Origin of the sequence: Cryobacterium sp. PH31-AA6 (genome assembly GCF_030063195.1) — a bacterium.
Taxonomy (GTDB): domain Bacteria; phylum Actinomycetota; class Actinomycetes; order Actinomycetales; family Microbacteriaceae; genus Cryobacterium.
In genome coordinates, this window is record NZ_JASISS010000001.1 from 168,150 (window position 1) to 195,103 (window position 26,954).

24 protein-coding genes are annotated in these 26,954 nt (G+C 69.3%); 12 read left to right on the top strand and 12 right to left on the bottom strand.

Translation table 11 applies throughout. The features are described from left to right. Positions 1-12 precede the first annotated feature (12 nt). The 6 genes from QMG61_RS00815 (at position 13) to QMG61_RS00840 (ending at position 8,307) form a co-directional block, all read left to right on the top strand. On the top strand, positions 13-690 hold the full coding sequence (locus tag QMG61_RS00815; protein WP_283492430.1) for a helix-turn-helix transcriptional regulator: 678 nt from the start codon (positions 13-15) through the stop codon (positions 688-690). A 77-nt stretch (positions 691-767) separates the two neighbouring features. After that, the gene (locus tag QMG61_RS00820; protein ID WP_502846980.1) at positions 768-4,547 is read left to right on the top strand and encodes a nitrate reductase subunit alpha; all 3,780 of its coding nucleotides are present in this window, start codon (positions 768-770) and stop codon (positions 4,545-4,547) included. Then, positions 4,548-6,215, top strand: coding sequence for a nitrate reductase subunit beta (gene narH / locus QMG61_RS00825; RefSeq protein WP_283492431.1), 1,668 nt, complete (start codon positions 4,548-4,550; stop codon positions 6,213-6,215). After that, complete coding sequence (gene narJ, locus QMG61_RS00830; RefSeq protein ID WP_283492432.1) at positions 6,212-6,904, top strand: nitrate reductase molybdenum cofactor assembly chaperone; 693 nt, start codon at positions 6,212-6,214, stop codon at positions 6,902-6,904. Before narH ends, narJ begins: the two co-directional genes overlap by 4 nt. Next, positions 6,901-7,674 (top strand): respiratory nitrate reductase subunit gamma, encoded by a 774-nt coding sequence (gene narI / locus QMG61_RS00835; RefSeq protein WP_283492433.1) that lies wholly within the window; start codon positions 6,901-6,903, stop codon positions 7,672-7,674. Before narJ ends, narI begins: the two co-directional genes overlap by 4 nt. Before the next feature lie 153 nt (positions 7,675-7,827). Further along, a complete protein-coding gene (locus QMG61_RS00840; RefSeq protein WP_283492434.1) occupies positions 7,828-8,307 on the top strand; it encodes a DUF2231 domain-containing protein in 480 nt (159 codons plus the stop codon). A 101-nt stretch (positions 8,308-8,408) separates the two neighbouring features. Here the strand turns inward: QMG61_RS00840 and QMG61_RS00845 are convergent, their stop codons facing one another. The 7 genes from QMG61_RS00845 to QMG61_RS00875 all read right to left on the bottom strand — a co-directional run bounded on the left by QMG61_RS00845 (position 8,409) and on the right by QMG61_RS00875 (position 14,283). Then, positions 8,409-9,734: an MFS transporter gene (locus QMG61_RS00845; protein ID WP_283492435.1), complete on the bottom strand. Its 1,326-nt coding sequence runs from the start codon at positions 9,732-9,734 to the stop codon at positions 8,409-8,411. Positions 9,735-9,955: 221 nt separating this feature from the next. Beyond that, positions 9,956-10,195, bottom strand: a complete 240-nt coding sequence (locus QMG61_RS00850; RefSeq protein WP_283492436.1) for a MoaD/ThiS family protein — start codon at positions 10,193-10,195, stop codon at positions 9,956-9,958. Continuing rightward, positions 10,195-10,482, bottom strand: coding sequence for a DUF6457 domain-containing protein (locus tag QMG61_RS00855; RefSeq protein WP_283492437.1), 288 nt, complete (start codon positions 10,480-10,482; stop codon positions 10,195-10,197). The genes QMG61_RS00850 and QMG61_RS00855 overlap by 1 nt, the downstream gene beginning before the upstream one ends. Next, positions 10,479-11,246 (bottom strand): molybdenum cofactor guanylyltransferase, encoded by a 768-nt coding sequence (gene mobA, locus QMG61_RS00860; protein WP_283492438.1) that lies wholly within the window; start codon positions 11,244-11,246, stop codon positions 10,479-10,481. Before mobA ends, QMG61_RS00855 begins: the two co-directional genes overlap by 4 nt. A gap of 2 nt (positions 11,247-11,248) precedes the next feature. Continuing rightward, positions 11,249-11,746 (bottom strand): cyclic pyranopterin monophosphate synthase MoaC, encoded by a 498-nt coding sequence (gene moaC, locus QMG61_RS00865; protein WP_283492439.1) that lies wholly within the window; start codon positions 11,744-11,746, stop codon positions 11,249-11,251. Beyond that, positions 11,743-13,068, bottom strand: coding sequence for a molybdopterin molybdotransferase MoeA (locus tag QMG61_RS00870; RefSeq protein WP_283492440.1), 1,326 nt, complete (start codon positions 13,066-13,068; stop codon positions 11,743-11,745). Before QMG61_RS00870 ends, moaC begins: the two co-directional genes overlap by 4 nt. Before the next feature lie 3 nt (positions 13,069-13,071). Continuing rightward, complete coding sequence (locus QMG61_RS00875) at positions 13,072-14,283, bottom strand: ThiF family adenylyltransferase (protein ID WP_283492441.1); 1,212 nt, start codon at positions 14,281-14,283, stop codon at positions 13,072-13,074. A gap of 175 nt (positions 14,284-14,458) precedes the next feature. Between QMG61_RS00875 and fdhA the strand changes: the two genes are divergently transcribed. The 3 genes from fdhA (at position 14,459) to fdhD (ending at position 18,071) form a co-directional block, all read left to right on the top strand. Beyond that, positions 14,459-15,673, top strand: coding sequence for a formaldehyde dehydrogenase, glutathione-independent (gene fdhA, locus QMG61_RS00880; RefSeq protein WP_283492442.1), 1,215 nt, complete (start codon positions 14,459-14,461; stop codon positions 15,671-15,673). Between the two features lie 391 nt (positions 15,674-16,064). Further along, the gene (gene moaA, locus QMG61_RS00885; protein WP_283492443.1) at positions 16,065-17,183 is read left to right on the top strand and encodes a GTP 3',8-cyclase MoaA; all 1,119 of its coding nucleotides are present in this window, start codon (positions 16,065-16,067) and stop codon (positions 17,181-17,183) included. A 6-nt stretch (positions 17,184-17,189) separates the two neighbouring features. Beyond that, positions 17,190-18,071, top strand: coding sequence for a formate dehydrogenase accessory sulfurtransferase FdhD (fdhD, locus tag QMG61_RS00890; protein ID WP_283492444.1), 882 nt, complete (start codon positions 17,190-17,192; stop codon positions 18,069-18,071). Here the strand turns inward: fdhD and QMG61_RS00895 are convergent. Then, positions 18,053-18,586 carry a dihydrofolate reductase family protein gene (locus QMG61_RS00895; RefSeq protein WP_283492445.1) on the bottom strand — a complete coding sequence of 178 codons (534 nt, stop codon included), beginning with the start codon at positions 18,584-18,586 and terminating at the stop codon, positions 18,053-18,055. The genes fdhD and QMG61_RS00895 overlap by 19 nt on opposite strands. 127 nt (positions 18,587-18,713) lie before the next feature. After that, a complete protein-coding gene (locus QMG61_RS00900; RefSeq protein WP_283492446.1) occupies positions 18,714-21,029 on the bottom strand; it encodes an FdhF/YdeP family oxidoreductase in 2,316 nt (771 codons plus the stop codon). A gap of 167 nt (positions 21,030-21,196) precedes the next feature. On the opposite strand from QMG61_RS00900, the gene QMG61_RS00905 reads away from it, so the two are divergent. Next, positions 21,197-23,386 carry a glycosyltransferase gene (locus tag QMG61_RS00905; protein WP_283492447.1) on the top strand — a complete coding sequence of 730 codons (2,190 nt, stop codon included), beginning with the start codon at positions 21,197-21,199 and terminating at the stop codon, positions 23,384-23,386. After that, positions 23,383-24,696: a nucleotide disphospho-sugar-binding domain-containing protein gene (locus QMG61_RS00910; RefSeq protein WP_283492448.1), complete on the top strand. Its 1,314-nt coding sequence runs from the start codon at positions 23,383-23,385 to the stop codon at positions 24,694-24,696. The genes QMG61_RS00905 and QMG61_RS00910 overlap by 4 nt, the downstream gene beginning before the upstream one ends. 6 nt (positions 24,697-24,702) lie before the next feature. On the opposite strand, the gene QMG61_RS00915 is transcribed toward QMG61_RS00910, so the two are convergent. From QMG61_RS00915 to QMG61_RS00925, 3 genes are all read right to left on the bottom strand, one after another. Further along, complete coding sequence (locus QMG61_RS00915; protein WP_283492618.1) at positions 24,703-25,251, bottom strand: DUF2017 family protein; 549 nt, start codon at positions 25,249-25,251, stop codon at positions 24,703-24,705. Further along, a complete protein-coding gene (gene clpS, locus QMG61_RS00920; RefSeq protein WP_502846981.1) occupies positions 25,251-25,535 on the bottom strand; it encodes an ATP-dependent Clp protease adapter ClpS in 285 nt (94 codons plus the stop codon). The genes QMG61_RS00915 and clpS overlap by 1 nt, the downstream gene beginning before the upstream one ends. A gap of 93 nt (positions 25,536-25,628) precedes the next feature. Beyond that, entirely contained in the window at positions 25,629-26,261 is a 633-nt protein-coding gene (locus tag QMG61_RS00925; protein WP_283492449.1) for a nucleotidyltransferase family protein, read from the bottom strand. Between the two features lie 68 nt (positions 26,262-26,329). On the opposite strand from QMG61_RS00925, the gene QMG61_RS00930 reads away from it, so the two are divergent. Continuing rightward, positions 26,330-26,869: a SixA phosphatase family protein gene (locus QMG61_RS00930; protein WP_283492450.1), complete on the top strand. Its 540-nt coding sequence runs from the start codon at positions 26,330-26,332 to the stop codon at positions 26,867-26,869. The last annotated feature ends 85 nt before the right edge of the window (positions 26,870-26,954 follow it).

Below are 26,954 nucleotides of genomic sequence, written 5' to 3' on the forward strand. Positions count from 1 at the left end.
GATGATTGCGCAATGACGTCGACTCACCCCGCGTCGAGCTACCGCACGCTCGCCTCGTTCAGCAGGATCCAACTGCTGTTCTTCCTGCAGCAACGCGGAACCATGACGGTGGGTGACCTGGCCGAGGCCAGTGGGCTGCACCACAACACGACCCGGGAGCACCTGCACCGATTGATCGGTGACGGTTTCGTCACCTGCACGCCCGAGGCCAAGGACTGCAAGGGGCGTCCGAGGATGCTCTACAGCGCCTCGGCCGGCCAGGCCGACGGCGACGACCCCGTTCGGGCGCAGAAGGCCGAGGCCGCCGAACTCCACGGCGACCAGGTGCGCCGGATGCTGCGGGTCGAGGCCGTCATCCACTCGCCGCTGCAACGGCAGCTGGACGCCCTCGACGACCACCTGGACGAGTCAGGATTCGACGCGACCCTCGATGTCGACGGAGAACACGTGCACCTGCACGAATGCCCGTACATCGACATGGTCAGGCTGCATCCCGAGGTTTGCCGCGTGCACTTCGGACTGCTGAAGGGCCTGCTCGAGGTGACCCGCGGTCCGCTCAGCGCGGACGCCCTGCACCCGCTGGTCGAAGAGAACACCTGCACCCTCGACCTGCACCGGTCCGACGAGGAACCGGTATTCGCACCCCGACCGGAGCCGGCAATCATTTATCACGGTGTTTCCGGCTTGTAGCCCTTTTTCCGGCCGGTGAGACTGAACCCCAAGGTGGTTGTCGCCGTGGCGACCCCGGGCAGTGCAAGGGGTACGCAGTGAAACCACTCAAGGATTCCGCCTTCTCAAAGCCGGCCAGGCCGGCGAAGCCGGGGATCGACGGCCCGATCGACGACACGATCCTGAAACTCGGACGCTTCCTGCGCCGCGGCAAGGCCTCGCCCGACCTGCGCTCGGTCTTCCTTACGGGCGGCCGGGACGCCGACACGTTCTACCGTGACCGCTGGACCCATGACAAGGAGGTGCGGTCCACCCACGGCGTGAACTGCACCGGCTCCTGCTCCTGGAAGGTGTACGTCAAGGACGGCATCATCACCTGGGAGACCCAGCAGACCGACTACCCCACCGTCGGCCCCGACTCTCCCGAATACGAACCGCGCGGCTGCCCGCGGGGCGCCGCCTTCAGCTGGTACACCTACTCACCCACCCGGGTGAAGTACCCGTACGTGCGCGGGGTGCTGCTCGACCTCTACCGCGCGGCGAAGGCCCGCACCGGCGACCCGGTGCTCGCCTGGGCCGAAGTCACGGGTGACCCGGAGAGTGCGCGTGCCTACAAGAGCGCCCGCGGCAAGGGTGGCCTGGTGCGGGCCAGCTGGGATGAGGCGGCCGAGATCGTCGCCGCGGCGCACGTGCACACCATCAGGAAGTACGGTCCGGACCGCATCGCCGGATTCTCGCCCATTCCCGCCATGTCGATCGTGTCGCAGGGGGTGGGCAACCGGTTCATCTCCATGCTCGGCGGCACCATGCTCTCCTTCTACGATTGGTACGCCGACCTGCCCGTCGCGTCCCCGCAGGTGTTCGGCGATCAGACCGACGTGCCGGAGTCGGCCGACTGGTGGAACTCGTCCTACCTGATCATGTGGGGGTCCAACGTGCCGGTCACCCGAACCCCCGACGCGCACTTCATGGTCGAGGCCCGCTACCGGGGACAGAAGGTCATCACCGTCTCACCCGACTACGCCGACAACTCCAAGTTCGCCGACGAATGGCTGGCCGTGCACCCCGGCACCGACGGTGCGCTCGCGCTGGCCATGGGTCACGTCGTGCTCAGGGAGTTCCTGGTCGACCGGCGCACCCCCCGCTTCGTCGACTACATGAAGCGCTACAGCGACTCCGCCTATCTGATCAGCCTGACCAAGCGCGGCGACGCCTGGGTGCCCGGCAAGTTCGTCACCGCGGATGCCCTGCCCGGCATGGCCGCGACCGTCTCGAGCGCGGCGTTCAAGCCCGTGCTCCTCGACCAGGACGGCCAGGTCGTCGTGCCAGGCGGCTCGATCGGCCACCGATTCTCCGAGGCCGACGTCGGCAAGTGGAACCTCGACCTCGAGGGTGTCGACCCGCTCCTGTCGATCGCGGATGCCCCCGACTACGACCAGGCATCCGTCGCCATCGACATGCCCAGGTTCGATCTGGCACCCGAGACCGACGAGGTCGGCGAGCAGCACGCGGGAGGCGCGGGCATCATCCGTCGCGGCGTACCCGTGCGGATGGTGGCCGGCCAACTGGTCACGACCGTGTTCGACCTGCTGCTCGCCCAGTACGGCGTGGGCCGCCCCGGCCTGCCCGGCGTCTGGCCGACCGGGTACGACGACGCCTCCTCGCCCGGCACCCCCGCCTGGCAGGAAGCGATCACCTCGGTGCCGAGGCAGGCCGCCGAACGGATCGGCCGGGAGTTCGCCCAGAACGCCGAGGACTCCGGCGGCCGCTCGATGATCCTGATGGGAGCGGGCACCAACCACTGGTTCCACTCCGACACCATCTACCGCGCGTTCCTCGCCCTGACCACCATGACCGGGTGCCAGGGCGTCAACGGCGGCGGCTGGGCGCACTACGTCGGCCAGGAGAAGGTGCGCCCGCTCACCGGCTACGGCCAGTACGCCTTCGGACTGGACTGGGTGCGACCGCCCCGCCAGATGATCGGCACCGGCTTCTTCTACCTCGCCACCGACCAGTGGCGCTACGACGGTCTCTCCGCCGACACCCTGTCCAGCCCCCTCGGCGCCGGATCCTTCACGGGCCGCACCACCGCGGACTGCCTGGTCGAATCGACCAAGCGCGGCTGGATGCCCGGGTATCCCACCTTCAACCGCAACTCGCTCGACCTCGTCGACGACGCGGTCGCCGCCGGTGTCGACCCGGCCCAGTACGTCGTCGAGTCCCTCGGCGACGGCACCCTCGAATACGCGGTGGAGGACCCCGACGCCCCGGAGAACTTCCCCCGGGTGCTCGTGGTCTGGCGGGCCAACGTGATCGGCTCCTCCGGCAAGGGCAACGAATACTTCCTCAAGCACCTGCTCGGCACCACGAGCGCCGTGCGGGCGCCGGAGTCGCCGCCGGAGAAGCGACCCAAGACCATGAAGTGGCACGAGACCGCCCCTGAGGGCAAGCTCGACCTGATGGTCACCAGCGACTTCCGGATGACGTCGACCACCATCTTCAGCGACGTGGTGCTGCCGCCGGCCACCTGGTACGAGAAGAACGACCTCTCGACGACGGACATGCATCCGTTCATCCACTCGTTCAACCCGGCGATCACCCCGCCGTGGCAGGCCAAGACCGACTTCGATATCTTCCACATCCTCGCCGAGAAGATTTCCGAGATGTCGGTCGACCACCTCGGGGTGCGCCAGGACCTCGTCGCCGTGCCGTTGCTGCACGACACCCCGGATGCGATGAGCGCCCCACACGGCATCGTCGAATACGACCAGGTGCTGGTGCCCGGCGTCACCATGCCCAAGCTCGTCGTGGTCGAACGCGACTACCCGGCCTTCGCGGCCCGGCTCGGCGCACTGGGCCCGCTCACCGAGAAGCTTGGCATGGTCACCAAGGGCGTCAAGTTCAACCCCGACGTCGAGGTTGCCTACCTTGCCAAGAAGAACGGGCTAGTGGAGAGCGGCCCCGCCGCGGGCCGGCCACAGCTGAAGACCGCCATCCAGGCCTGCGAAATGGTGCTGGCGCTGTCCGGCACGACCAACGGTCGCCTCGGCACCCAGGGATTCCGGCAGATGGAGGAGCGCACGGGCATGAAACTGGCGCACCTGGCCAGCGACAACGAGGGCAGACGGTTCTCCTACCCTGATGTTCAGGGTGCGCCGGTCCCGGTGCTCACCTCACCGGAATGGTCGGGCAGCGAGCACGGCGGCCGCCGTTACAGCGCGTTCACGATCAACGTGGAGCACCTCAAGCCCTGGCACACCCTGACCGGGCGGCAACACTTCTACCTCGACCACGACTGGATGATCGAGCTGGGGGAGACCCTGCCGATCTTCCGGCCGCCGCTGGACATGCACCGCCTGTTCGACGATTCGATCGTCGGGTCCACCGCGGCGACCGGGGCGACCGGCTCGAAGGGTCGGGCCGAGGTGGCCGTGCGCTACCTCACTCCGCACTCGAAGTGGTCGATCCACTCCGAATACCAGGACAATCTGATGATGCTCTCGCTGTCCCGCGGCGGCCCCACCATCTGGATGTCCCCGCTCGACGCCGACAAGATCGGCGTGCGCGACAACGAGTGGATCGAGTCCTACAACCGCAACGGTGTCGTCGTCGCCAGGGCGATCGTCTCGCACCGGATGCCGGAGGGCACCGTGTACATGTACCACGCGAAGGATCGCACGATCAACGTGCCGATCGCGGAGACCAGCGGCATGCGCGGTGGCACGAATAACTCGCTCACCCGGATCCTGCTCAAGCCCAGCCACCTGATCGGCGGCTACGCCCAGCTGTCCTTCGCCTTCAACTACCTCGGCCCGACCGGGAACCAACGCGACGAGGTCACCGTGATCCGTCGACGCAGCCAGGAGGTTGAGTACTAAATGCGCGTTATGGCTCAAATGTCGATGATCATGAATCTCGACAAGTGCATCGGCTGCCACACCTGTTCCGTCACCTGCAAACAGGTCTGGACCAACCGCACCGGCGTCGAATACGTCTGGTTCAACAACGTGGAGACCAAGCCGGGCGTCGGCTACCCGCGCCGCTATGAGGACCAGGAGAAGTGGAAGGGCGGCTGGATCCGCAACAAGCGCGGCCGGCTGAAACTGCGCTCCGGCGGCCGGCTCAAGCGCCTGGCCACCATCTTCAACAACCCGGACCTGCCCGTGATCGACGACTACTACGAGCCGTGGACCTACGACTACGACATGCTCACCAAGGCCCCGCTCAGCACGGAGAGTCCCGTCGCCCGGCCCAAGTCGCTGCTCACCGGCAAGAACATGGACATCAAGTGGTCCGGCAACTGGGACGACAACCTGGGCGGCTCGCAGGAGACCGCGGCCGACGACCCCATCCTCGCCACCATGAGCGAGCACGTGAAGATGGAGTTCGAGAACACCTTCATGTTCTACCTGCCGCGCATCTGCGAGCACTGCCTCAACCCCGCCTGCGTCGCGGCCTGCCCGTCCGGCGCCATGTACAAGCGCGAGGAGGACGGCATCGTCCTCGTCGACGAGGACGGCTGCCGTGGCTGGCGGATGTGCGTCTCGGCCTGCCCGTACAAGAAGGTCTACTTCAACCACAAGACCGGCAAGGCGGAGAAGTGCACGCTCTGCTATCCGCTGATCGAGCAGGGTAAACCCACCATCTGCTCGGAGACCTGCGTCGGCCGGCTGCGCTACCTCGGCCTGATGCTCTACGACGCCGATGCGGTCCTGGCGGCGGCCAGTATCGAGAACGACCAGGATCTGCTCGACGCGCAACGCGGAGTGTTCCTCGACCCGTTCGACCCGGCGGTCATCGCCGCGGCGAAGGCCGAGGGGATGGAAGACGACTGGATCCTCGCGGCCCAGAACAGCCCCATCTACAAGCTCATCTCCGAGTACAAGGTGGCCCTGCCGCTGCATCCGGAATACCGCACCATGCCCATGGTCTGGTACATCCCGCCGCTGTCCCCGGTGGTCGACGTCATCTCGACCACGAACAACGACGGGGAGGATGCGCGCACCCTCTTCGCCGCCATCGACAAGCTCCGGATTCCGGTCGAGTACCTCGCCGGCCTGTTCTCCGCCGGCGACGTCGTGCCCGTCGAGTCCTCGCTGCGCAAGCTCGCCGCCATGCGCTCGTACATGCGCGACATCAACCTGGGTCGCGACCGCGACGAGTCGATCCCTGAGGCGGTCGGCATGACCGGCACCGAGATCGAGGCGATGTACCGTTTGCTGGCGATCGCCAAGTACGAGGATCGCTATGTGATCCCCAAGGCGCACGTCGAAACGGCTCGTGACCTGGAAGAACTGGCCTGCTCGCTCGACACCGACGGCGGGCCCGGTATGGGGGGACCCACCGCATCCACCGCGTCCGGGCCATCCGGGAAGACTCCGGGCATGCCCCTGAACGGAACGGTCGACAACTACAACGAGATGGTCGGCAAGGGCGGGGAACGCACCAAACCGACGACGCCCGGCCGGGTCAACCTGCTCAACTGGACCGGCGGAGGCGTGCCGGATGGCATGTTCCCGCCCAAGGCAACCGGGGGCCCGGCATGAGGCTCCCAGGGCTCCCGCCGCGCCGGGTGAATGCCCTCGCGCTGTCCGCCGAAGACGGCCGGATGGCGCACATGGCGGCATCCATTCTGCTCGACTACCCCACCGAGGAGCGCCGGGCGCGGTTCACGGCCGTTGCCGCGTCGGTGGCGTTGTTGCCGGACCCGCTCCGGAACGCGTTCGGCGCGTTTCTGGCCGCGGCGGAGGCGATGAGCCAGCAGGAGCTGGAGATCCATTTCACGGCGACCTTCGACCTCAAACGCAAGTGCTGCCCGTACCTCAGCTACTACGCCGCGGGCGACACCCGGCGTCGGGGGATGGCGCTCGTGCGTTTCGTGGAGGCCTACCGCGCTGCGGGATGGGAGGTTGCGGCGGACGAGTTGCCCGACTACCTGCCGATGGTGCTCGAATTCTCCGCGCTCAGCGACTCGCCGATCGCGCAGGAACTCCTCGCCGCGCACCGGGACGGAATCGAGGTGCTCCGCACCGCCCTCGAGGCCGTGCCGAGCCCGTACGCGCACGTCGTGGAGGCGGTGTCCCTGTCGCTCCCGGCGATCGACGAGGAGACCCGCCAGCGCTACCTCAACCTCGTCAACGAGGGGCCGCCGACCGAGACGGTCGGCATGACCTTCCTCGGCAATCTCAAACCGTTCTCGCCGTCCGGCGTTTCCAGTGAGGACCTCAGGGTATGAATCCGATCGACTTCCTGCTCTGGGTGGCGTTCCCCTATGCGGCCATGGCGGTTTTCGTCGTGGGCCACATTCTCCGCTACCGGCACGACCAGTTCGGTTGGACCTCCCGGTCGAGCCAGACCTACGAGAACCGGTTGCTCCGGTGGGGATCGCCGATGTTCCATTACGGCATCCTGATGGTGCTCGGCGGACACGTCGTCGGGCTGCTGGTGCCCAAGGAGTGGCTGGAGTTCTTCGGCGTCACCGAGCAGATTTACCACATCGGTGCCACCTGGCTCGGCAGCGTGGCGGCCGCGCTCACCCTGGCCGGCCTGGCCATCCTGATCTATCGCCGCCGGCTGAACTCGCGGGTGCTGCTGGCCACCACGGTGATGGACAAGGTCATGTACCTGCTGCTGGGGGCGACCCTGGCCTTCGGGACGACCGCCACGGTGCTCTTCCAGGTGCTGGGTGCCGGCTACGACTATCGGGGCACGATCTCGCCGTGGGTGCGCGGGCTGCTCTTCGCCCAGCCCGATCCGTCGCTGATGAGCGACGTGCCCTTCTTCTTCCAGTTGCACGTGTTGACCGCGACCCTTCTGTTCCTGCTCTGGCCCTTCACCCGGCTCGTGCACGTGTTCTCCGCGCCGCTGGCGTACTTCGTGCGGCCGTACATCGTCTACCGGTCGCGTGACGCGCACCGCGGTTCGGGATCCCGCAAGCCTCGACGCGGCTGGGAGAAGAGCGAGCTGCCCGGGAGCGCCGGGAACCGCCAGGACACCCACCGGTAGTCGCCCGCCTCGTCGCTGCCGGATTCACCGGGTCGCGGAGGCGGGTGCCCTCCCGACAGGGCAGGCTGCCCTGTGTGGACCGCCGGGGCGAGAATGCCTAGCATGAGGGTGGCGGGTACCGCACGGCGTCTGCCCGGTAACCCTGGGAGACTCATGTTCGACACATTTTTCGGCCTGCCCGCGCACCCCCTGATCGTGCACGCGACCGAGGTCATCGTCCCCGCCGCGGCGGTGATCGTCGTCCTCGCGGCGCTGTGGCCGCGTTTCCGCCGCTGGGCGGGGCTGCTGCCGCTCGGCCTGGCAGTGGCGGCCCTCGTTCTCGTGCCGCTCTCCGAGCAGTCGGGGGAGAGTCTCCAGGAACGGGTTCCGGAGTCGAGCCTGGTCGAGACGCACGTGGAGCTCGCCGAGGGGCTGCTGCCCTGGGTCATCGGCCTGGTCGTCGTCGCCGCCGTGCTGTTCTGGTGGAACCACCGGGAACGCGCGGAGCGCCGTGCGCCCCGCTGGATCGCCATCGCCCTGATCGCGGCCGCGCTCCTCGCCGGGACGGGAACGAGCGTGCAGGCCATCCGGATCGGTCACAGTGGTGCCGCCGCCGTCTGGTCCACCACCGTCACCACCCCCTCCGGAGACTGACCCTCCCCTGAACCACGCGAAAGTGCAGTTTTCGCCCCTTCAGGTCGCCTGAAGGGGCAAAAACTGCACTCTCGCGGGCAGGATGCGCGGGGTCGGGGTGGTCAGCCGGGGAAGGGGGCGCCCGGACGGGCGTAGTAGTGCCAGGCGAGGGCGGTGCAGAAGACGCAGAAGACGGCGCAGCCGATGAAAAACGCGGTCGGGCTGATGGCCGTGAGTGAGATCCCCACGATGAACGGTCCGAAGGCGGCGATGGCGGAGGTCCAGGCGATGGCGCCGCCGGCCTGGCGCTTCGGGAAGATCATCGGCATCTGCTTGAACGTGCCGGCGTTGGCCATGCCGGAGAAGAAGAAGATCACGATCATCCCGGTCAGGAATCCCCAGAACTCCTCCACCCTGGTCGGGTTCAGGAAGAACGCGGTGAAGACCGTGCCGGTCACCATCCCGACGCCGCCGATGAAGGTGAAGATCGCCCCGCCCCAGCGGTCGCAGCCCGGTCCGCTCGCGGCGCGCACCAGGGCGCCGACGACCGGGCCGATGAAGGCGAAGGCCAGCGGATTCGGGGCATCCGGGAAGTCCCCGTAGACGTTGAGGATGATCAGGCCCATCTGCGCGGCCAGGCCGCTGTACGCGCCGAAGCTCATCAGGTAGATCGCGGTCATGATCCAGGTGTGCTTGATCCGGAAGATGTCCATCTGCTCGCGGAAGTTCGCCTTGACTGGCACCCGGCGCAGGTAAATCATCGCCAGCACGGTGCCGAGGAGCGCCCAGGGGATGAGGACCAGGCCGCCGTTGTGCAGCCAGACCAGGTCGCCCCTTGCGCTGCTCTGCGGGGTGAGCGCGGCGGTGCCGAGCAGGCCGAAGCCGACCACCCAGGGGAGCAGGAGCTGGATCAGTCCGATGCCGAAGTTGCCGAGGCCGGCCTGCAGGCCGAGGGCCGTGCCGGCGAGGCGCTTCGGAAAGAAATAGCTCGTCGAGGCCATGAAACCGGAGAAGGTTCCGCCGCCGATGCCCGCCGCGAAGGCGAGGGAGAGCAGCACCCAGTACGGGGTGGACGTGTCCCTGGCCGCGATGGTCCAGCCCAGCATGGGCAGCACCAGCATGGCCGAGGACATGGCGACGAGGGCGCGGGTGCCCATGATCGGGGGGAGGAACATGAAGACCAGGCGCAGCAGGCCGCCGGCCAGGCCGGGCAGGGCGACGAGCCAGTACAGCTGCGCCGGCGCCAGGGAGTAGCCGATGTCGTTGAGGCGGGGGGCGATCGCGCTGACCAGGTACCAGGCGGCGAAGCTGAGCGTGAGGACGTAGGTGGTGATCCACAGGGTGCGCCAGGCCAGCCGGGAGTCCCAGGTTTCTTCATGCTCCGGATCCCAGTTCGACAGGTCCGGATTGAGCTGCGTGGACACGGGCGGTGAAGAGGCGACTGACATATGCTTCCTTGGCCTGGGCGTATGGTCGGGCGCCGACGGCCCGCGTAACTACCACCCTGACCGTGCACGCGCGCGGCGACAACGCGGGAACACCGTGAAAAATCACCATTTCCCCGGCAGCGGGGGCTCGGGCGGGTTCACCGCCCGCGAAAGTGCACTTTTCGCCCCCTCGGCTCGGCGATAGGGGCGTAAAGTGCACTCTCGCGGTGGGGGTGGGGGCTTCAGCCGCCGGCGAAGGGCGGGAGGACGTCGACGGTGTCGGTCGGGGTGAGGGCGACCGCGTCATCCGTCGCCCGGGTGCCGTTGACCAGGAGCGAACAGAGCCCGAGGATGCGGTCAAACTCGGCGCCGAAGCGGACCGTGAGCTCCGAGCGCAATTCGCCGATCGTGCCGGCGTCGATCGCGGCCCCGTCGGCGGCGGCGGCCTCGGCGGCGGCGGCGAAAAACCGCACCGTGGCCATCAGCGCCCGGCCTGCGGGTGGTCGTCGGCCCAGCTGAGGGCGAGTCCGGTCGCCAGGGCGGCGGCCCGTTCGATGTCCGCCGCGGTGCCGCCGTTCCGGGCGGCAGCGAGCCCGACCAGGAAGGTGCTCAAGGGGGCGGCCGGCCTGGCCACCCCGTGGGCGACGTCACGAGCCACGTCGAGCAGTCGGCCGACGGGGATGTCGGCCGGGTCGAGGTCGAGGGCGGCGGCGAGGGCGGCCAGCCAATCGTCGAGGGCTTCCGGGGGAAGCGGGGCCTGGCTGCTCATGTGACGTCACTCTTCCGTGGGGTGCTCCGCGACGGGGTCAGAAGCGCGGTGCTCTGCTCAACATCCTGCCACGTGTCCACGTCGCTGCCCGCGTGGCCGGCATCCCGGATGCCGCGGAGCGAGAGGCCGGTCAGAAGCTGCCGCACGCTCGCTCCCCGTGCTTCGCTCCCGAGCCGGCGCACCCCGGCCCGGAGCGCGTCGCCGCGGTAGATCCCGGCGAGCCACTGCTCCCGGCCGTCGGCGTCGACCAGGTGGAATCCGTCGAGTTGCCCTGGCCCGTCGAGTTGCCCTGGCCTGTCGAGTTGCCCTGGCCTGTCGAGTTGCCCGGGCCCGTCGCGTTGCCCGGGTGCGCTGGCCGCAACGATCAACAGCCCGGCGGCATCCGCCGCCCAGGGCAGGTCGCAGGCGAGCACGAGCAACCAGGGGTTCCGGGCCAGGCCTGGTTCTACCTCGGCCGCGCAGTCGAGTGCCGCGAGACCGGCGACGATGCCGGCGACCGGGCCTCCGAACGGCGGATCCTCCAGCGCCCAGAGCAGACCGGCGGGCTGCGGGCCTGCCGCCTCCCGTGCCGAATCCGGCCCGACGACGACGACGCGGTCCGCGAGCCCTCTGGCATCCAGCACCCGGGAGAGCAGGGTGCGACCGGCCACCTCCACGGCCGGTTTCACCGCGCCGCCGAGCCGGCTGCCGCGGCCTCCGGCGAGCACGATCAGGTCAGCGATGGGCGGTACGGCCGGGCTCGGAGGCGGAACGGGGAGCGACATGGTCAGCCGTCGCTGCGGTGCCAGTCGCCGGACTTGCCGCCGGTCTTGGTGAGCAGGCGCACGTTCTCGATCAGTACCGATTTGTCCATGCCCTTGACCATGTCGACGACGGCCAGCGCGGCGATGGAGACCGCGGTCAGCGCCTCCATCTCGACCCCGGTGCGGTCAGCGGTGCGAACGGTGGCGGTGACCCGCACACCCTCGTCCTCGATCGCGAGGTCGACGGCGGCGCCGTGTACCCCGATGACATGGGCGAGGGGGAGCAGGTCGGCGCACTTCTTGGCACCCTGGATGCCCGCGATGCGCGCCACCGCCAGCACGTCGCCCTTGGGGGTGCTGCCGTCCCGGAGCGCGGCAACGACCTTCGGGCCGCAGCGCACGAACCCGGCCGCGGTCGCGCTGCGCACGGTGGGCTGCTTGTCGGTGACGTCCACCATCCGGGCCTGACCGGCCGAATCGAGGTGGGTGAACGGGTGCGGGGTCACGGGAGTTGAGGTCACGACAACAGCATGACAGTCAGGAGGTCACCCTCGTCAATCCGGGTGACGTCCTCCGGTACGAGGGCGAGCCCGGTGGCCTGGCCGAGGCCGGCCACGAGGTGCGAGCCCGAGCCGCCGGCGGCCGCGGGGCGCACCAGCGTGCCCGTTCCCGTGCGCTCGATCGTCACCGGCATGTACTGGGCGCGTCCGGCCGGCGAGTTCCAGCCCTGCGCGGCGGATGCGGTAACCGTGGGCCGGAGCAGCTCGGTGTGCCCGGCCAGCCTGCGCAGGGCGGGCCGCACGAAGACCTCGAACGAGACGAAGGCGCTGACCGGGTTGCCGGGCAGCGCGAAGATGACCGGCCCGGGCGCGTCGTCGTCGGTCGTCCATCGGCCGAAGCCCTGCGGTTTACCGGGCTGCATCTTGACCGGGCCGAAGGTCATCGTCGGCAGGGGCGCGAGTACGGCCTTGACCACGTCGTAGACGCCGACGCTGACCCCGCCGGAGAGCACAATCGCGTCGACGGTGTCGGCGAGGGTCGTGATGAGATCCCGGAGGGTGTTCTCGTCGTCGGGTACCGCTCCGATCCTGATCGGCACGCCGCCGGCCTCGGCGACGGCCGCGGCCAGGAGGTAGGAGTTGGAGTCGGGGATCTGCCCGCGCCGGGGGACCTCGCCGGGGGTGACCAACTCACTGCCGGTCGAGATCACGGCCACCCGTGGGGCGGGCTGGGCCAGCAGCGACGATCTGCCCGCGCTCGCCGCGGCGGCGAGGCGGGTGGGCCAGAGCACGGATCCGGCGGTGAGCACGATGTCGCCGGCGCGGGCGTCCTCTCCGGCTCGACGGATGTGCGCGGCCGGCTCCGGCTCGCGCAGCACGGAGGCGAAATAGAGGCCGCCGTGGTCGGTGTCCTCGATCGGCACGACGGCGTCCGCGCCGTCGGGGAGAGGGGCGCCGGTCATGATCCGTGCGGCCTGCCCCGGGTCCAGGGCAGGATTCTCGCTCGTCCCGGCGGCGAGGTCGGCGACGACCTGCAGGGATATGGGGTTCCGCGCCGAGGCGCCGAGCAGGTCGGCCCGGCGCACGGCGTACCCGTCCATTGCCGAGTTGTCGAACGGGGGCGTCGCGGTGGCGCTGTGGATGTCTTCGGCCAGTACCAGACCGTGGGCCGCGTCGAGGGAGGTGAGCGCGGGGGCGAGGGGAGCGGCGATCTGGAGCACGGCGGCAAGGTGCTCGGCCACGGTCTCGGCGTCGGCCGGGGCGGCGCAGGCATCAGGGGCGGAATGCCCGTGCGCCCGCTCGTGCTCTCGCGCCTGCTGGTCCGCTGTCCCGTTGTGGCGCATCGGTCAGTTCCCGTTCGAGAGGGATTCGGCCGCGGCCCACTTGCTTCCCGAGCCGGGCGCGGTGCCGGCGGCCACCGCGGTGTCCCAGGCGACGATGCCACCCGAGAGCACGGACAGCCCGGTGAATCCGGCCAGGTGCAGGGCGGTTGCGGCGGTCTGGGCCCGGGAACCCTGGTGGCAGTGCAGCACGAGCGGAACATCCGTCGGCAGGGAGGCCAGGCCCTCCTCGGTGAGGAGGCTGCCCAGTGGCAGCAGCACCGCGCCGGGCACCGCGCTCTCGGCGTGCTCGTCGGGTTCGCGCACGTCGACGACGAGGAACGGGTCGCCGCCGGCGGCCAGCGCGGCCAGGCGGTCGGCGAGCTCGGTTGCAGTGACCACCGGCCAGGCGGGGACCGGGGCGGCGTCGACCGGGGCCGGCCGGGGGTCGGTCGCGGCGATGCCGGTACCGACCAGCGGCACCTCACTGAAACGACCGGACAGGGCGTCGATCACCAGGATGCGCCCGATCAGCGGGGTGCCGATCCCGGCGATGAGCTTGATCGCCTCGGTGGCCATCAACGAGCCGACCTGGCCGCAGAGGGCGCCCAGCACGCCGGCCTCGGCGCAATTGGGCACCTCGCCGTCGGCGGGTGGGGTCGGGAAGAGGTCCCGCAGATGCACCCCGACGAGTCCGCTGTCGGCGGGGGGCGTGGCCCAGAAAACCGAAAGCTGGGCGTCGAAGCGCAACACGGATGCCCACACCAGCGGCAGCCCGAGCGCGGCGCAGACATCGTTCACCAGGAACCGGGTCGGGAAGTTGTCCGTGCCGTCGATGACCACGTCGTAGCCGCCGATGATGGTCGCCGCATTGTCGGCGGTGAGCCGTTCGGCGTGCTGCACCACTCGCGCCTCCGGCGCGATCGCCGCGATCGACTCCGCCGCGCTGACCACCTTGGGCCGGCCCACGTCCTCGGTTCCGTGCACGATCTGACGCTGCAGGTTGCTGGGCTCGACATCGTCACTGTCGACGATACCGATCGTGCCGACCCCGGCAGCTGCGAGATAGATCAGGGCGGGGGAGCCCAGACCCCCGGCGCCCAGCACGAGTACCCTCGCGTTCGCGAGGCGGCGCTGGCCGAGCTCGTTCAGCTGGGGAAGACGGCGTTGGCGGGCTGTGCGAGCGGACTCGGCGGCGCTGAGCTGCGCCACGGGCTCGACGAGAGGGGAAAGGGCCATACTCCCACGCTAGGCGCTGATTCGGGGGTTCGGCTGCGGATCGGTGAATCCCCTTGTATTCTCAGGGTTTTTGTTGTCGAGTGGTAGGGCACCAACTAGAAATCCCCTGCAATCTCGCGCGACCGAAGGGGCCGCGTTTCGAGAAATGACGACAAGGAACTAGGAAGGTACTTTCATGACGGGGAACAGAGCAGTTGCCTACAAGAGCCCGGGTCACGTCGAGGTCATCGACATCGACTACCCGAGCTTCGAACTGAAGGACGGGCCGGGCGTGAACCCGGCGAACGTCGGCAGGAAGGTGCCGCACGGCGTCATCCTCCGCACGGTCACCACGAACATCTGCGGCTCGGACCAGCACATGGTCCGCGGTCGCACGACCGCACCGATGGACCTCGTCCTCGGGCACGAGATCACCGGTGAGGTGGTTGAGACCGGGCCAGACGTGGAGTTCATCAAGGTCGGGGACATCGTCTCGGTGCCGTTCAACATCTCCTGCGGGCGGTGTCGGAACTGCAAGGAGCGCAAGACCGGGATCTGCCTCAACGTCAACCCCGACCGCCCCGGCAGCGCCTATGGCTATGTCGACATGGGTGGCTGGGTCGGCGGACAGGCCGAGTACGTGCTGGTGCCCTACGCGGACTGGAACCTGTTGAAGTTCCCGGACCGCGACCAGGCGCTGGAGAAGATCATGGACCTCACCATGCTCTCCGACATCTTCCCGACCGGCTATCACGGTGCGGTCAGCGCGGGTGTCGGAACGGGGTCCACGGTGTACGTCGCCGGGGCCGGACCGGTCGGCCTGGCGGCCGCGGCATCCGCGCACCTGCTGGGCGCCGCCGTCGTGATCGTCGGCGACCTCAACGAGGAGCGGCTGGCGCAGGCCCGCAGCTTCGGCTGCGAGACCATCGACCTCCGCAAGGGCGACCCGCAGGACCAGATCGAGCAGATCCTCGGGGTTCCCGAGGTCGACGCCGGTGTGGACGCGGTCGGCTTCGAGGCACGCGGACACGGCCAGAGCGCGGGGGAGGAACGGCCGGCAACCGTACTGAACTCGCTGATGACGATCACGGCCGCCGGTGGCGCCATGGGCATCCCCGGGCTGTACGTCACCGGTGACCCGGGCGGGGTCGACGAGGCCGCGAAGGTCGGTTCCCTGTCGATCAGGCTGGGCCTCGGCTGGGCAAAGTCGCTGTCCTTCACCACCGGACAGTGCCCGGTGATGAAGTACAACCGGCAGCTGATGATGGCGATCCTGCACGACAAGGTGCAGATCGCGAAGGCGGTCAACGCCCAGGCGATCACCCTCGAGGATGCCCCGCGCGGGTACGCCGAGTTCGACGCCGGCGCGGCCACGAAGTATGTCCTCAACCCGAACGGCTACGTGAAGTAAGCGGCGCCGCTCACCGGCCGGCCTGTCGGGATCCGCGGATCCCGCGGGCCGGCTCCCAAAACCGGGATCTCGACAAGCTCGATCACCGCGTGCGAGTCGAGCCATGCGGTGGTCGAGCCATGCGGTGGTCGAGCCATGCGGTGGTCGAGCCTGTCGAGACCCGGCGGCCTCTCCTTCAGGTTTCCCGGTGGTCGAGCCTGTCGAGACCCGGCGGCCTCTCCTTCAGGTTTCCCGGTGGTCGAGCCTGTCGAGACCCGGCGGCCTCTCCTTCAGGTCTCCCGGTGGTCGAGCCTGTCGAGACCCGGCGGCCTCTCCTTCAGGTTTCCCGGTGGTCGAGCCTGTCGAGACCCGGCGGCCTATCGTTCCCGGCCGGCGCGATTAGTGTGGTGACATGACCGGTGCCGAAAATCAGGAACCCGTCCCCAGGTTCTACAGTTCCCTGGCGGACCTCCCCGCGGTGACCGAAACCGCGACGGGCCGGGTCGCCGACACGCTCAACCGGCCGCTGCACGACCTGCGGATCTCCGTCACCGACCGCTGCAACTTCCGCTGCGTCTACTGCATGCCGAAGGAGGTCTTCGGCAAGGACTTCGCCTTCATGGAACGCGACGAACTGCTCTCCTTCGAGGAGATGACCAGGCTGGCCAGGATCAGCGTCGCCCACGGGGTCGAGAAGATCCGTCTCACCGGCGGGGAACCGCTGCTGCGCAAGGGCCTCGAGGAACTCGTCGCCATGCTCGCCGCCCTCCGCACCCCCGACGGGCGACCCGTCGACATCGCCCTGACGACGAATGGGTCGGCGCTCGCCGTGAAGGCGCAGGCGCTGAAGGATGCCGGGCTCACCAGGGTGACCGTGTCGCTCGACTCTCTCGACGACGCGACCTTCCGAACGATGAACGACGTGAACTTCCCGGTGGCGAAGATCTTGAACGGGATCGACGTGGCGCACGAGGTGGGCCTCGGCCCGATCAAGATCAACATGGTGGTCAAGCGTGGCCAGAACGAGCACGACATCGTGGCCATGGCCCGGCACTTCAAGGGCACCCCGTACATCCTCCGCTTCATCGAATTCATGGACGTCGGTTCCAGCAACGGCTGGGAAATGGGCGCCGTCGTGCCGTCCCGCGAGGTGCTCGACCTGATCAACGCCGAACTGCCGTTGGAAGAGGTGGCCCCGAACTACGACGGCGAGACCTCTCGCCGCTGGCGGTATCGCGACGGGAGCGGCGAGATCGGCGTGATCTCCAGCGTCACCCAGTCGTTCTGCCATTCCTGTTCCCGGGCGCGGGTCTCCACCGACGGCAAACTGTTCACCTGCCTGTTCGCCACCGACGGTCACGACCTGCGCGCCCTGATGCGCGGGGGTTGCACCGACGAACAGCTCACCAGCGTGATGGCGCAGATCTGGCGGGAACGCACCGACCGCTACTCCCAGCTGCGCAGCGCCAAGACGATCCAGCTGCGGGCGGCCGGCAAGAAGAAGATCGAAATGTCCTACATCGGAGGTTGAGACCTGATGAGCAGAATCACCGCCCGGCGCAAGGTCGTGCGACTGACGACCGGGCATCCGCCCACCAGCCGTGAAGACGTGCTCGCCGTGGAGGAGCCCCTGGAAATACGGGTGAACGGTCGTTCCCTGGCCGTGACGATGCGCACGCCGGGCAACGATTTCGACCTGGCCGCCGGCTTCCTCGTCTCCGAGGGCGTCATCACAACGGGGGAGCACTTCTTTGCCGCCCGCTACTGCGCCGGCGCCACCGTCGACGGGCTCAACACCTACAACGTGCTCGACGTGTCGCTCGCCCCGGGGGTTGCGCCGCCCGACCCGAGCCTGGAACGGTCATTCCTCACCACCAGCTCCTGCGGCCTCTGCGGCAAGGCCAGCATCGACGCCGTGCGCACGAAGTCCTCGTTCCCGGTGGTGGATGATCCGGTGCGAGTCGACGCGGAACTGCTCACGACTTTCCCTGACCGGCTACGCGCTGAGCAGACCGTGTTCGAGAAGACCGGGGGAATCCACGCTGCCGCGTTGTTCGACGCCGCCACCGGGCGGATGCTCGTGCTGCGGGAGGACGTGGGCCGCCACAACGCGGTCGACAAAGTCATCGGCTGGGCGGTCAAGGAGAACCTGCTGCCCCTGACGGGCACGGTGCTCATGGTGTCGAGCCGGGCCAGCTTCGAGCTGGCCCAGAAAGCGATGATGGCCGGCATCCCGGTGCTCGCCGCCGTCTCGGCGCCGTCGTCGCTGGCGGCCGAGTTCGCGGCCGAGGTGGGCATGACGCTTGTCGGCTTTCTCCGGGGCGATTCGATGGTGATCTACACCGGCGACGAACGGATCGTCGAGAGCGAACGGGCCGAGAGCGAACGGGCCGAGAGCGCTCAGCGCACCACGGTGTAGCGTTCCTGGACCATCCCGCCGCCGATCGGGGCGGCGGCCAGGGACTCGAGCCGGACATCCGCCGGCAGCGCCCCGAACAGCGGCAGCCCGGCGCCGAGCAGCACGGGGACCCGGGTGATCACCAGGTCGTCGATGAGGCCCGCGGCGAGGCAGGACGTGATGACCCGGCCGCCGTCGACGTACACGCGCTCGGCACCGGCGTCGGTGAGGAAGTCGACGGCGTCGTCGAGGCTGCGCACAACGGTGACGCGGTCGTCGTCCGTGCTGAGCGTGCTGCTGAGCACGACGACCCTCATCCGCGAGTACGGCCAGGGGTCGAAGGCGGCCACCGTCTCGTAGGTGCCGCGGCCCATCAGCAGGTGATCGATCGCGGCCGTGAACTCTGAGTAGCCACCGTCGCCGTCGGGCGCCGGCCCGTCGGTGAGCCAGTCCAGCCCACCGTCCGGCCTGGCGATGTAGCCGTCGACGCTCGTCGCGATGAAGACGTGGCCGGTCCAGGTGCGTGGCGTGGTCATGGTGATCCTCCGTGGGGTGTCGGCCCAGTGTCGCAGGGCTGTCTCGCCGCGCCCGAAACCGCAGCCCGCGACCGCGGCGGAGGGCGCGGGCTGCGGAAAGGGGCGCGGCGGCGCGGGGCGGGGCGGGTCAGCTGAGCTGCGGGACCTCGACCGGTTCGTGCGCGATGAAACGCACGGCCATCGCCTTGAAGCCGGGGGTGTTCGACTCGCGGGCGACGAGTTCCCGATGCATCAGGGCGTTCGCCTCGGGGAAGTACGCCGCCGCGCAGCCGCGCGGGGTCGGGTAGAACACCAGCCGGAACTCGTTCGCCCGGCGCTCCTCGCCCCGGAAGGTGCTGATCACGTCGACGACGTCCTGGTTGGCGAAGCCGAGCTCCGCGGCATCCTCCTCGTGGATGAGGATCACCCGGCGGCCGTTGGAGACGCCGCGGTAACGGTCATCGAGCCCGTAGATCGTGGTGTTGTACTGGTCGTGGCTACGGATGGTCTGCAGGATCAGGTGCCCGGCCGGCGGGGTGAGGTACTCCAACGGGCTGACCGTGAACCGGGCCCGGCCGATATCGGTGGCGAAGCTGCGGCTGTCGCGCGGGGGATTGGGCAGCACGAAACCGTTCTTCGTTCTGAGCCGCGTGTTGAAATCGGCGAAGCCGGGCAACACCCGGGAGATGTGGTCACGGATCACGTCATAGTCCTCCGCCATCGCCTTCCAGTCGACCATGTGGTCGTCGCCGAGGGTTGCTGCGGCCATCCGCGCCACGATGACGGGCTCGGCGAGCAAATGGTCGGACACCGGTTCCAGCCGACCCTGCGTCGAGCGCACGACCGACATCGAGTCCTCGATCGAGAGCAGCTGACGGCCGCCCGGATGCTTGTCGTCGGTGTCCGTGCGGCCGAGGGTCGGCAGGATCAACGACGTCATCCCGTGCTTGACGTGCGAGCGGTTCGGCTTGGTCGACACGTGCACGGTGAGCCCCACCCGCTGCATCGCGGCCTCCAGGGCCACGGTGTCCGAGCACGCCGACGCGAAGTTGCCGCCCATCGAAATGAACACGTCGACGTCGTCGTTCTCGAACGCCTCGACCGTGTCGACGGAATCGAACCCGTGCTTGCGCGGCGCCTCGATGCCGAATTCCTTCTCCAGGGCGGCGAGCATCCACTCGTGCGGCTTCTCCCAGATGCCCATCGTGCGGTCGCCCTGCACATTGGAGTGACCGCGCACCGGGCAGGCTCCCGCGCCGGGTTTGCCGAAGTTGCCCTGCAGCAGGAGCAGGTTGATGATCTCCTTGAGCGTGTTCACCGAGTGGGGCTGCTGGGTGAGGCCGAGAGCCCAGCAGATGATCGTGGCCTTCGAACCGACCAGGAGCCGGGCGACGCTGGCGATCTGCAGCCGAGACAGGCCGGTCGCCTTCTCGGTCTCGTCCCAGTCGATCACAGAGCGGGCGGCCCGGTACTCGTCCAGGCCGGCCGTGTTGGCTTCGACGAACGCGTGGTCGACGACCGATCCCGGCACGCGCTCCTCCTCCTCGAGCAGCAGGTGGCCGAGAGCCTGGAACAGGGCCAGGTCGCCGCCGACCTTGATCTGGAGGTACTCGTCGGCGAGTGCGGTGCCGCTGCCGATGAGCCCGGACAGCGTCTGGGGGTCCTTGAAGGTGAACAGCCCGGCCTCCGGAAGCGGGTTGACGGCGACGATCTTGCCCCCGTTGTCCTTGCATTCCTTGAGGGCCGACAGCATCCGGGGGTGGTTGGTGCCCGGATTCTGGCCGACGACGAGGATCAGCTCTGCCTCATGGATGTCTTCGAGCGAGACGGTGCCCTTGCCGATGCCGATCGTGGGGTTCAACGCGGACCCCGACGATTCGTGGCACATATTGGAGCAGTCCGGCAGGTTGTTCGTGCCGAGCGAACGGGCGAACAGCTGGTACAGGAAAGCGGATTCGTTGGCGGTGCGCCCCGAGGTGTAGAACACGGTGCGGTCGGGGGTCGTCGCCCGGATGGTCTCGCCGATCAGGTCGAAGGCGTCGTTCCAGCTGATCTGCGAGTAGTGCGTGTCGCCGGGGCGGATGACGACCGGATGGGTGATCCGGCCCTGGTTGCCCAGCCAGTAGTCGGTCTTGCCGGCCAGCTCGGCGACCCCGTGCTCGGCCCAGAACTCCGGCGTGACGGTGCGCACGGTGCTCTCCTCGGCGACGGCCTTGGCGCCGTTCTCGCAGAATTCTGCCGTCTTGCGGTGACCCAGCGACTCCGGCCAGGCACAGCCGGGGCAGTCGGTGCCGTCGCGCTGGTTGAGGCGCAGCAGCGCACGCGCGGTACGGCTGACGCCCGCCTGCGCGACACCGCGTTCGAGGGCGACGACCACGGCCTCCAGCCCGGCCGCCGACTTCTTCGGCTTCTTGATCCGCAGGGTGTTCTCGTTGATGTCTTCGATCGGTGCGCGACGGGTCATACGTCCATCCTGCCCCCGATGCGCGGTAAATGGACCAGGCGCGGAAGTCTCGGCGGATTCCCAGCCGCTATCTGAGCGCTGGTCAGGCAAATGATGTTGACTCGATAACCCGGCCGGGCTCGCCAGCTTGCGCGGCCCGATTGCACCGACGACAGGGAGAATGCCCCGTGGGAACCCATACGACCCTGGACACCCTGCGCCAGGCGCGTTCGATCCTGGAGAGCATCCGCGCCGCGGACGACCTCACCGTCGCCGCGAGCCGGGACGGCGGCGTCCGGGCCGTGCGCCTGCTCGCCCAGGCCGCGGTCGACCCGGGGGACCAGCTCACCGCGATCGCGGCGATCCATGCGCTCGCTCAGGTCTTCGACGAGTCGGCGGACGATGTGCTCGTTTCCCTGCTCGGCGACGAGACCCCGTTCATCCGCGAGCATGCGGCCTGGGCCTTCGGCGCGCGACTGCCGCGCCTCGACGCCATCTCCGGCCTGGTCTCCCTGGTCGTCGCCGGCGGCTTCCCCGGGATGATCGCGCAGCGCACCCTCGAACAATGGGCGTCCTCCGTGCCCGACCACACGGCCCTCGCCCTCGAGGGAGCCCTGGTCGGGGTGGCCTCGCCCGGGCCCCGGTCCCGCCTGGTTGAAACGCTCGGTCTCGTCTCCGGTCGCATCCCCGAGCGGCTGCTCCGCCGCGTCGCCGTGGACCCGTCCGAGGCGACCGAGGTGCGGGTGGCCGCCATCGCCGCCCTCGGCGACCTCGGCCCGAACGACACCACCATCGCGATCGTGGCCCAACTGGCCGGGGGAGACGATGTGCTCGCCGAGGTGGCCAGGCTCGCCATGGTCGACCTGACCGTGCCGGCCTACCCCCGACCGCCCTGGAGCCGGGGGGCGACGATCGCCCAGCTCTTCCTGCACGCCGACATCGACCGTGACCTCAGCCAGGTCGGCGCCGGCGACAACGGCGGGATCGCGACCCTGCTGGTGCGCCTCGGCGACGCCCTCGTCACCGAGACGGGCCCCGACCGCGAACGACGGGTCGAACGCGTGCTCACGCTGTCCAGGGGCGGCTTCACCGCCGCCTTCGACTCCCTGGCGGAGGCCGGATCCAGTCTGGCCACGCACGCCTTCGCGACCGTCCCGTTCCTCGGCGAGTCGGTCGCCTCCGTCGACGCCTGGCCGCGTCGGATCGCGACCCAACGGGGCATCCGTCGCATCCTGCGTGCCGCGGGAACGGTCGACGCGATCCACCTGCGGATGGGGGACGTCGGCACCCTCGCCGCCGCCACCGTCGCCAGGGAGCTGGACATCCCCATCGTGTTCACCGTGGCACCTGACCCGCACGGCGTCATCCGCTCACTGGACGACTCCGGCGCGTTGACCCGCGCGAATTTCGGCACCATCGATGCGGCCGAACACTTCTGGTTCCGGGTGCGACTCGTGCAGCGAACGGCCGCGGATGCCGCGCACACGGTGATCTTCCCTCGGCCAGACCTGCAGCGGGACCTGCGTGACCTCGTCGGAATCGACCTCCTGGAGCATCCGGAGCGGCACTCCGTGATCGCCGAGGGTATCGACCTGGCCGTGACCGGGCTGGCGCTGGCGGATGCCGCGGCCGCGCGCGCGGACGCAGCCGGCCCCGTGAGCGCGGTCGGCGCCGCGGCGTTCTCCGATCTCGACGACCTGCTCGCCACCCTTCCACCGGAGCGCCGGGACCTGCCGCTCGCCATCACGGTCGGGAGGCTGCACCCGGTGAAGGGCATGGCCGCCCTCGTTGAGGCCTGGGCGGCGGATCCCGCCCTGAGCGCGGCGTGCAACCTCCTCATCGTCGGCGGTGACCTGCACGCCCCGTCGGCGGACGAGCGCGCCCAGCTGGACCGGATCGCTCTGGTCGTGCCGCTCGCGGATGCCGCCGGCCGGGGTGTCCTGCTCGCCGGGCATCGCAGCAACGACACCGTGGCCCGGTGGCTCGCGGCGACGCGGTTCGGCCGCACCGGATTGGCCGCACCGATGGGCGTGTATGTCTGCGCGAGCATGAAGGAGGAATTCGGGATCGCGTTGCTCGAGGCGATGGCGACCGGCCTGCCGGTGGTGGCCCCGAACTCGGGCGGACCGGCAACCTACGTCGAGAACGGGGTGACCGGCCTGCTCGTGGACACCGGCGACCCGGCAGCACTGGCCCGCGGGATCACCGACGCCCTGGCCATCGCGGCCGGACCGTCCGGGACCGCCTTCGCCGAGCGCGCCGCCGAGATGGTGACCCGCTCGTTCACGATTCAGGCCATGGCGTCCACCCTGGCGGGGGTCTACCAGGCGGTCTCGCTCCCGAGTGTCGAGCCCGTCGCGATGCGGCGCCCGTCATGACGCTGCTGATCATCAGCCCCGACTACGCCTCACACCTCTTTCCCCTGGCGACCCTGGGCACGGCCTGGCAGCAGGCAGGCGAACGCGTCGTCGTGGCCAGCGGCCCCGCCACCGCGGAGATCGTGAGCGCCTTCGGTTTCGAACGGATCAACCTGCAACTGGGCCGCGGCTCGAATCCAGGCACGATCCGGGCGGAGCAACAGCCGAGCGGTGAGGACGACGCCCTCCGTGGTTTCTTCGACGCGACCAGGCTGGGAATGGTGGAGACGCTCCTGTTCCAGGCCGAGGCGCGCAGTGCCGACCTGCTCTGGAACCCGGTTGAGGTCGCCCGCGCGGTGCAGCGGATCGTGCGTGAGGTGAATCCCGACCACGTGATCGTCGACCACCTCGCGTTCAGCGCCCGGCTCGCGTTGCAGAGCGCGGGCATTCTTCATGCGGACGTCGTGCTCGGGCATCCGTCGGCCCTGCCGCTCGGCGACGAGGTGTACGGCTTCCCGCCGGAGTGGCCGGTCGCGTTCCGACCGGACCCGGCCGCGCTCGGCGCCCTGCGACTGGTCTGTGAGCGGGTGCGCGATGCGTTCACGGCGCAGTGGAACGCCGCCCTGCTCTCGCTTGATCCGACGGCGGCCCCGAGCCAGGATGCCTTCGCCCAGTCGGGCGAGGTGCTCCTGCTCAACTATCCGGCCGAGTTGCACGACCCGGCCCGCACCGCATTGCTGCCGCCGCACGCGTTCCTCGGCTCCGCTGTGCGCGAGGAGGCCCGCGACGACGAGGTCGAACGGTGGCTGGCGGACGGCATCCTGCCGGTCGTCTACGTGAGCTTCGGCAGCTTTCTCTCCGTGCGCGGCGACGTGCTCGCCCGGGTGGCGGCGGCGTTGGGCGGCCTGGCCGTGCGGGTCGCGATCGCGACGGGCGTGACCGACCCGGCCGAACTCGGTCCGATCCCCGACGGGTGGCTGGTGCGCGGATTCCTGCCCCAGGTCACCCTGCTCCGCCGGGCGGTGATGGCCGTGACCCACGGCGGCAATAACAGCGTCACCGAGGCGATGACCGCCGGGGTGCCGCTGCTCGTGCTGCCCTTCTCGACCGACCAGTTCGCCGGCGCCGCCGCGATCGAGAGGGCCGGATTCGGGCTCGCCCTCGACCCGAACACCGTCACCGTCGACGAGCTCAAGGTGGCGGCCGCGGCCCTGCTCGCCCTCGATGGCCCGGCCCGACTGCACCTGGACCGGCTCAGTGACTCTCTCGCCGACGGCGCGGGACCACGGCGGGCCTACGAGGCGCTGCTCGCCATTCCCGTGGTCGGTTAGTCAGGGTCAGACGTCGATGGCGTAGACGAGGGACTCCTGCACCATCCCCAACCACTCGTAGACGTCGTGCAGGAATGGGGCGTCCTCCGAGTCCCGCCGGGGCACCCCGTCCGGGGCGATATCGAGGCGTTCGGCCAGGGTGAGGCGGAGGTCGGTGAGGGTGCGGAGCCAGGACTGCACGTCCGGCGGGTCGAGCACGATCGCGAGCGGCGCCTCGTCATAGTCGTCCTGGAGCAGACTCTCGTCCGGCTCGTCCGAGATCGGGTCCAGCGGTTCGTCGCCCAGAGTCGCCAGCACGACCTTCGCGTTGAGGACCTTGCGGTCGAGGAGATCGCCGGCGGTGAAGCGCCGGAACTCCGCCGCGGCCTCCGGGTCGTCGTGATAGGCATCCGGCAGCAGTCGTTTCAGGGCGGGGTCGGCTGCCTCGGCCGGGGCGCTCGCGTCGCTGGCCTCGAGCATCTCAACCAGCTGGCTTGTCGCCAGGCGGAGCAGCCCCACCTCGACCAGTTCGAAATGCGCCGACACGCGCCCTTCCGCGGCCGGCTCGAACTGCATCACGAGTCCTCCCTGGCCAGCGTTGCCGACAGGCCGTAACCGTGCATGGCCTCGACGTGTCGCTCCATCGCTTCCCGGTTGCCCGTGGCGACGACGGCTCGACCGGTGTTGTGCACCTGCAGCATCAGGCGCTCCGCATCCTCGGCGGTGACGCCGAAGTAGCTGCGGAAGACGTAGGCGACGTAGGACATCAGGTTCACCGGGTCGTCCCAGACGATCGTGACCCATGGTCGGTCCAGGGATACCGTCTCCTGCAGATCGGGGCGTTCGACAGTCTTCGGCACCCCCCTAGGCTCCCACGCCGGGGACGGGATTTCCACCGGTTCCGCCTCGCGGCCTGGCCGGCCAGGGGGTGTCGACGGCCAGGGGGTCGACGGTCAGGGGGTGTCGACGTCGGCCCCGGATTCGAGGTCGCCGCATTCAACCCGAACAACGTCGTGCGCGAGCAGGTAGGGGCGGGCGCCGGCGTCCCCGGCCAGCGAAGCGACGAGGTCACCCCAGTGAGCGCGCCCGATCACGACCGGATGCCCGGGCCGCCCGCCGAATCGGGCTTGCCGCAGGGTGGCGGGACCGATATCAGCCGGGCCGAGTGCCGCCGGACCGTCCGGTGCCGCTCCGATCAGCCGCCGCACGGTCGCCTCGGCCAACCCGGGTACGTCGACGGGGACGACAGCCACCGCGACCGGGTGCGAGAGGAGGGAGGTGGCGGCCAGCAGGCCCGCCCGAAGCGAGGCGGAGACCCCGTCGGCCCAATCCTCGGCCCGCACGATCACCGGTGCGGGTGTCGCGGCGTCCAAGCCGGAACTCCGCAGCAGGGCCGTGGCCTTGTCGGCCCCGGCCCCGAGTACCACGATGACCGGGCTGCAGCCGGCGGCGGCGAGCGTGTGGGCCGCCCCGGCCAGCCAGGACCTGCCGTCCTTCGCCACGACGAGCGCCTTCGGCATCCCGTAGCGTGAGCCGGCTCCGGCGGCGAGAACGAGACCGGCGACCTGCTGGGCGGGGGGTGTCATGCCTGCCATCGTAAGGCGACCCTGCCCCGAACGGTGGCGGCCGACCGAACGGTGGCAGACTGGGCCACATGGCGCAGCGACACGACGGACCATCGATTCCCGAACCATCGACCGACGAGCAGACCGCGCGGTCCGAGCGCACACTGATCCTGCTGCGGCACGCCAAGTCCGATTGGGCAGGCGACGAGGCAGACATCGACCGCCCGCTCAACGGTCGGGGTCGGGACCAGGCACCGCTGGCCGGACGCTGGCTGGCCAGCAGCGTGGCCGGGATCGACCTGGCCGTCGTTTCGCCGGCCAATCGGGCCGTGACCACCTGGGAGCTCGTCTCGGCGGAACTCGGCGCCCGGCCCGCCACCCGGATCGACGAACGTGCATACGCCGCCTCGGCGGGGCAGCTTCTCGGGGTCGTACGTGAGCTGCCCGACGATGCGGTCACCGTGGTTCTGGTCTGCCACAACCCGGGGATCGAGAGCCTGATCGCCCTGCTGACGGGGGAATCGGTGCGGATGTCGACCTCCGCGCTCGCGGTCATTGCGTTCGAGGGCGACTGGTCTGCCGCCGGTCTCGCACCCGCGGTTCTGCGCGCCTCTGGCCGTGCTGAATAGAGTCAACAGCACCGATTTGCAAACGTTTGCAGACCAGGGAACGACCAATGGCGGGAATTTGACTCTCCGACGAGGGGTTTTTCGG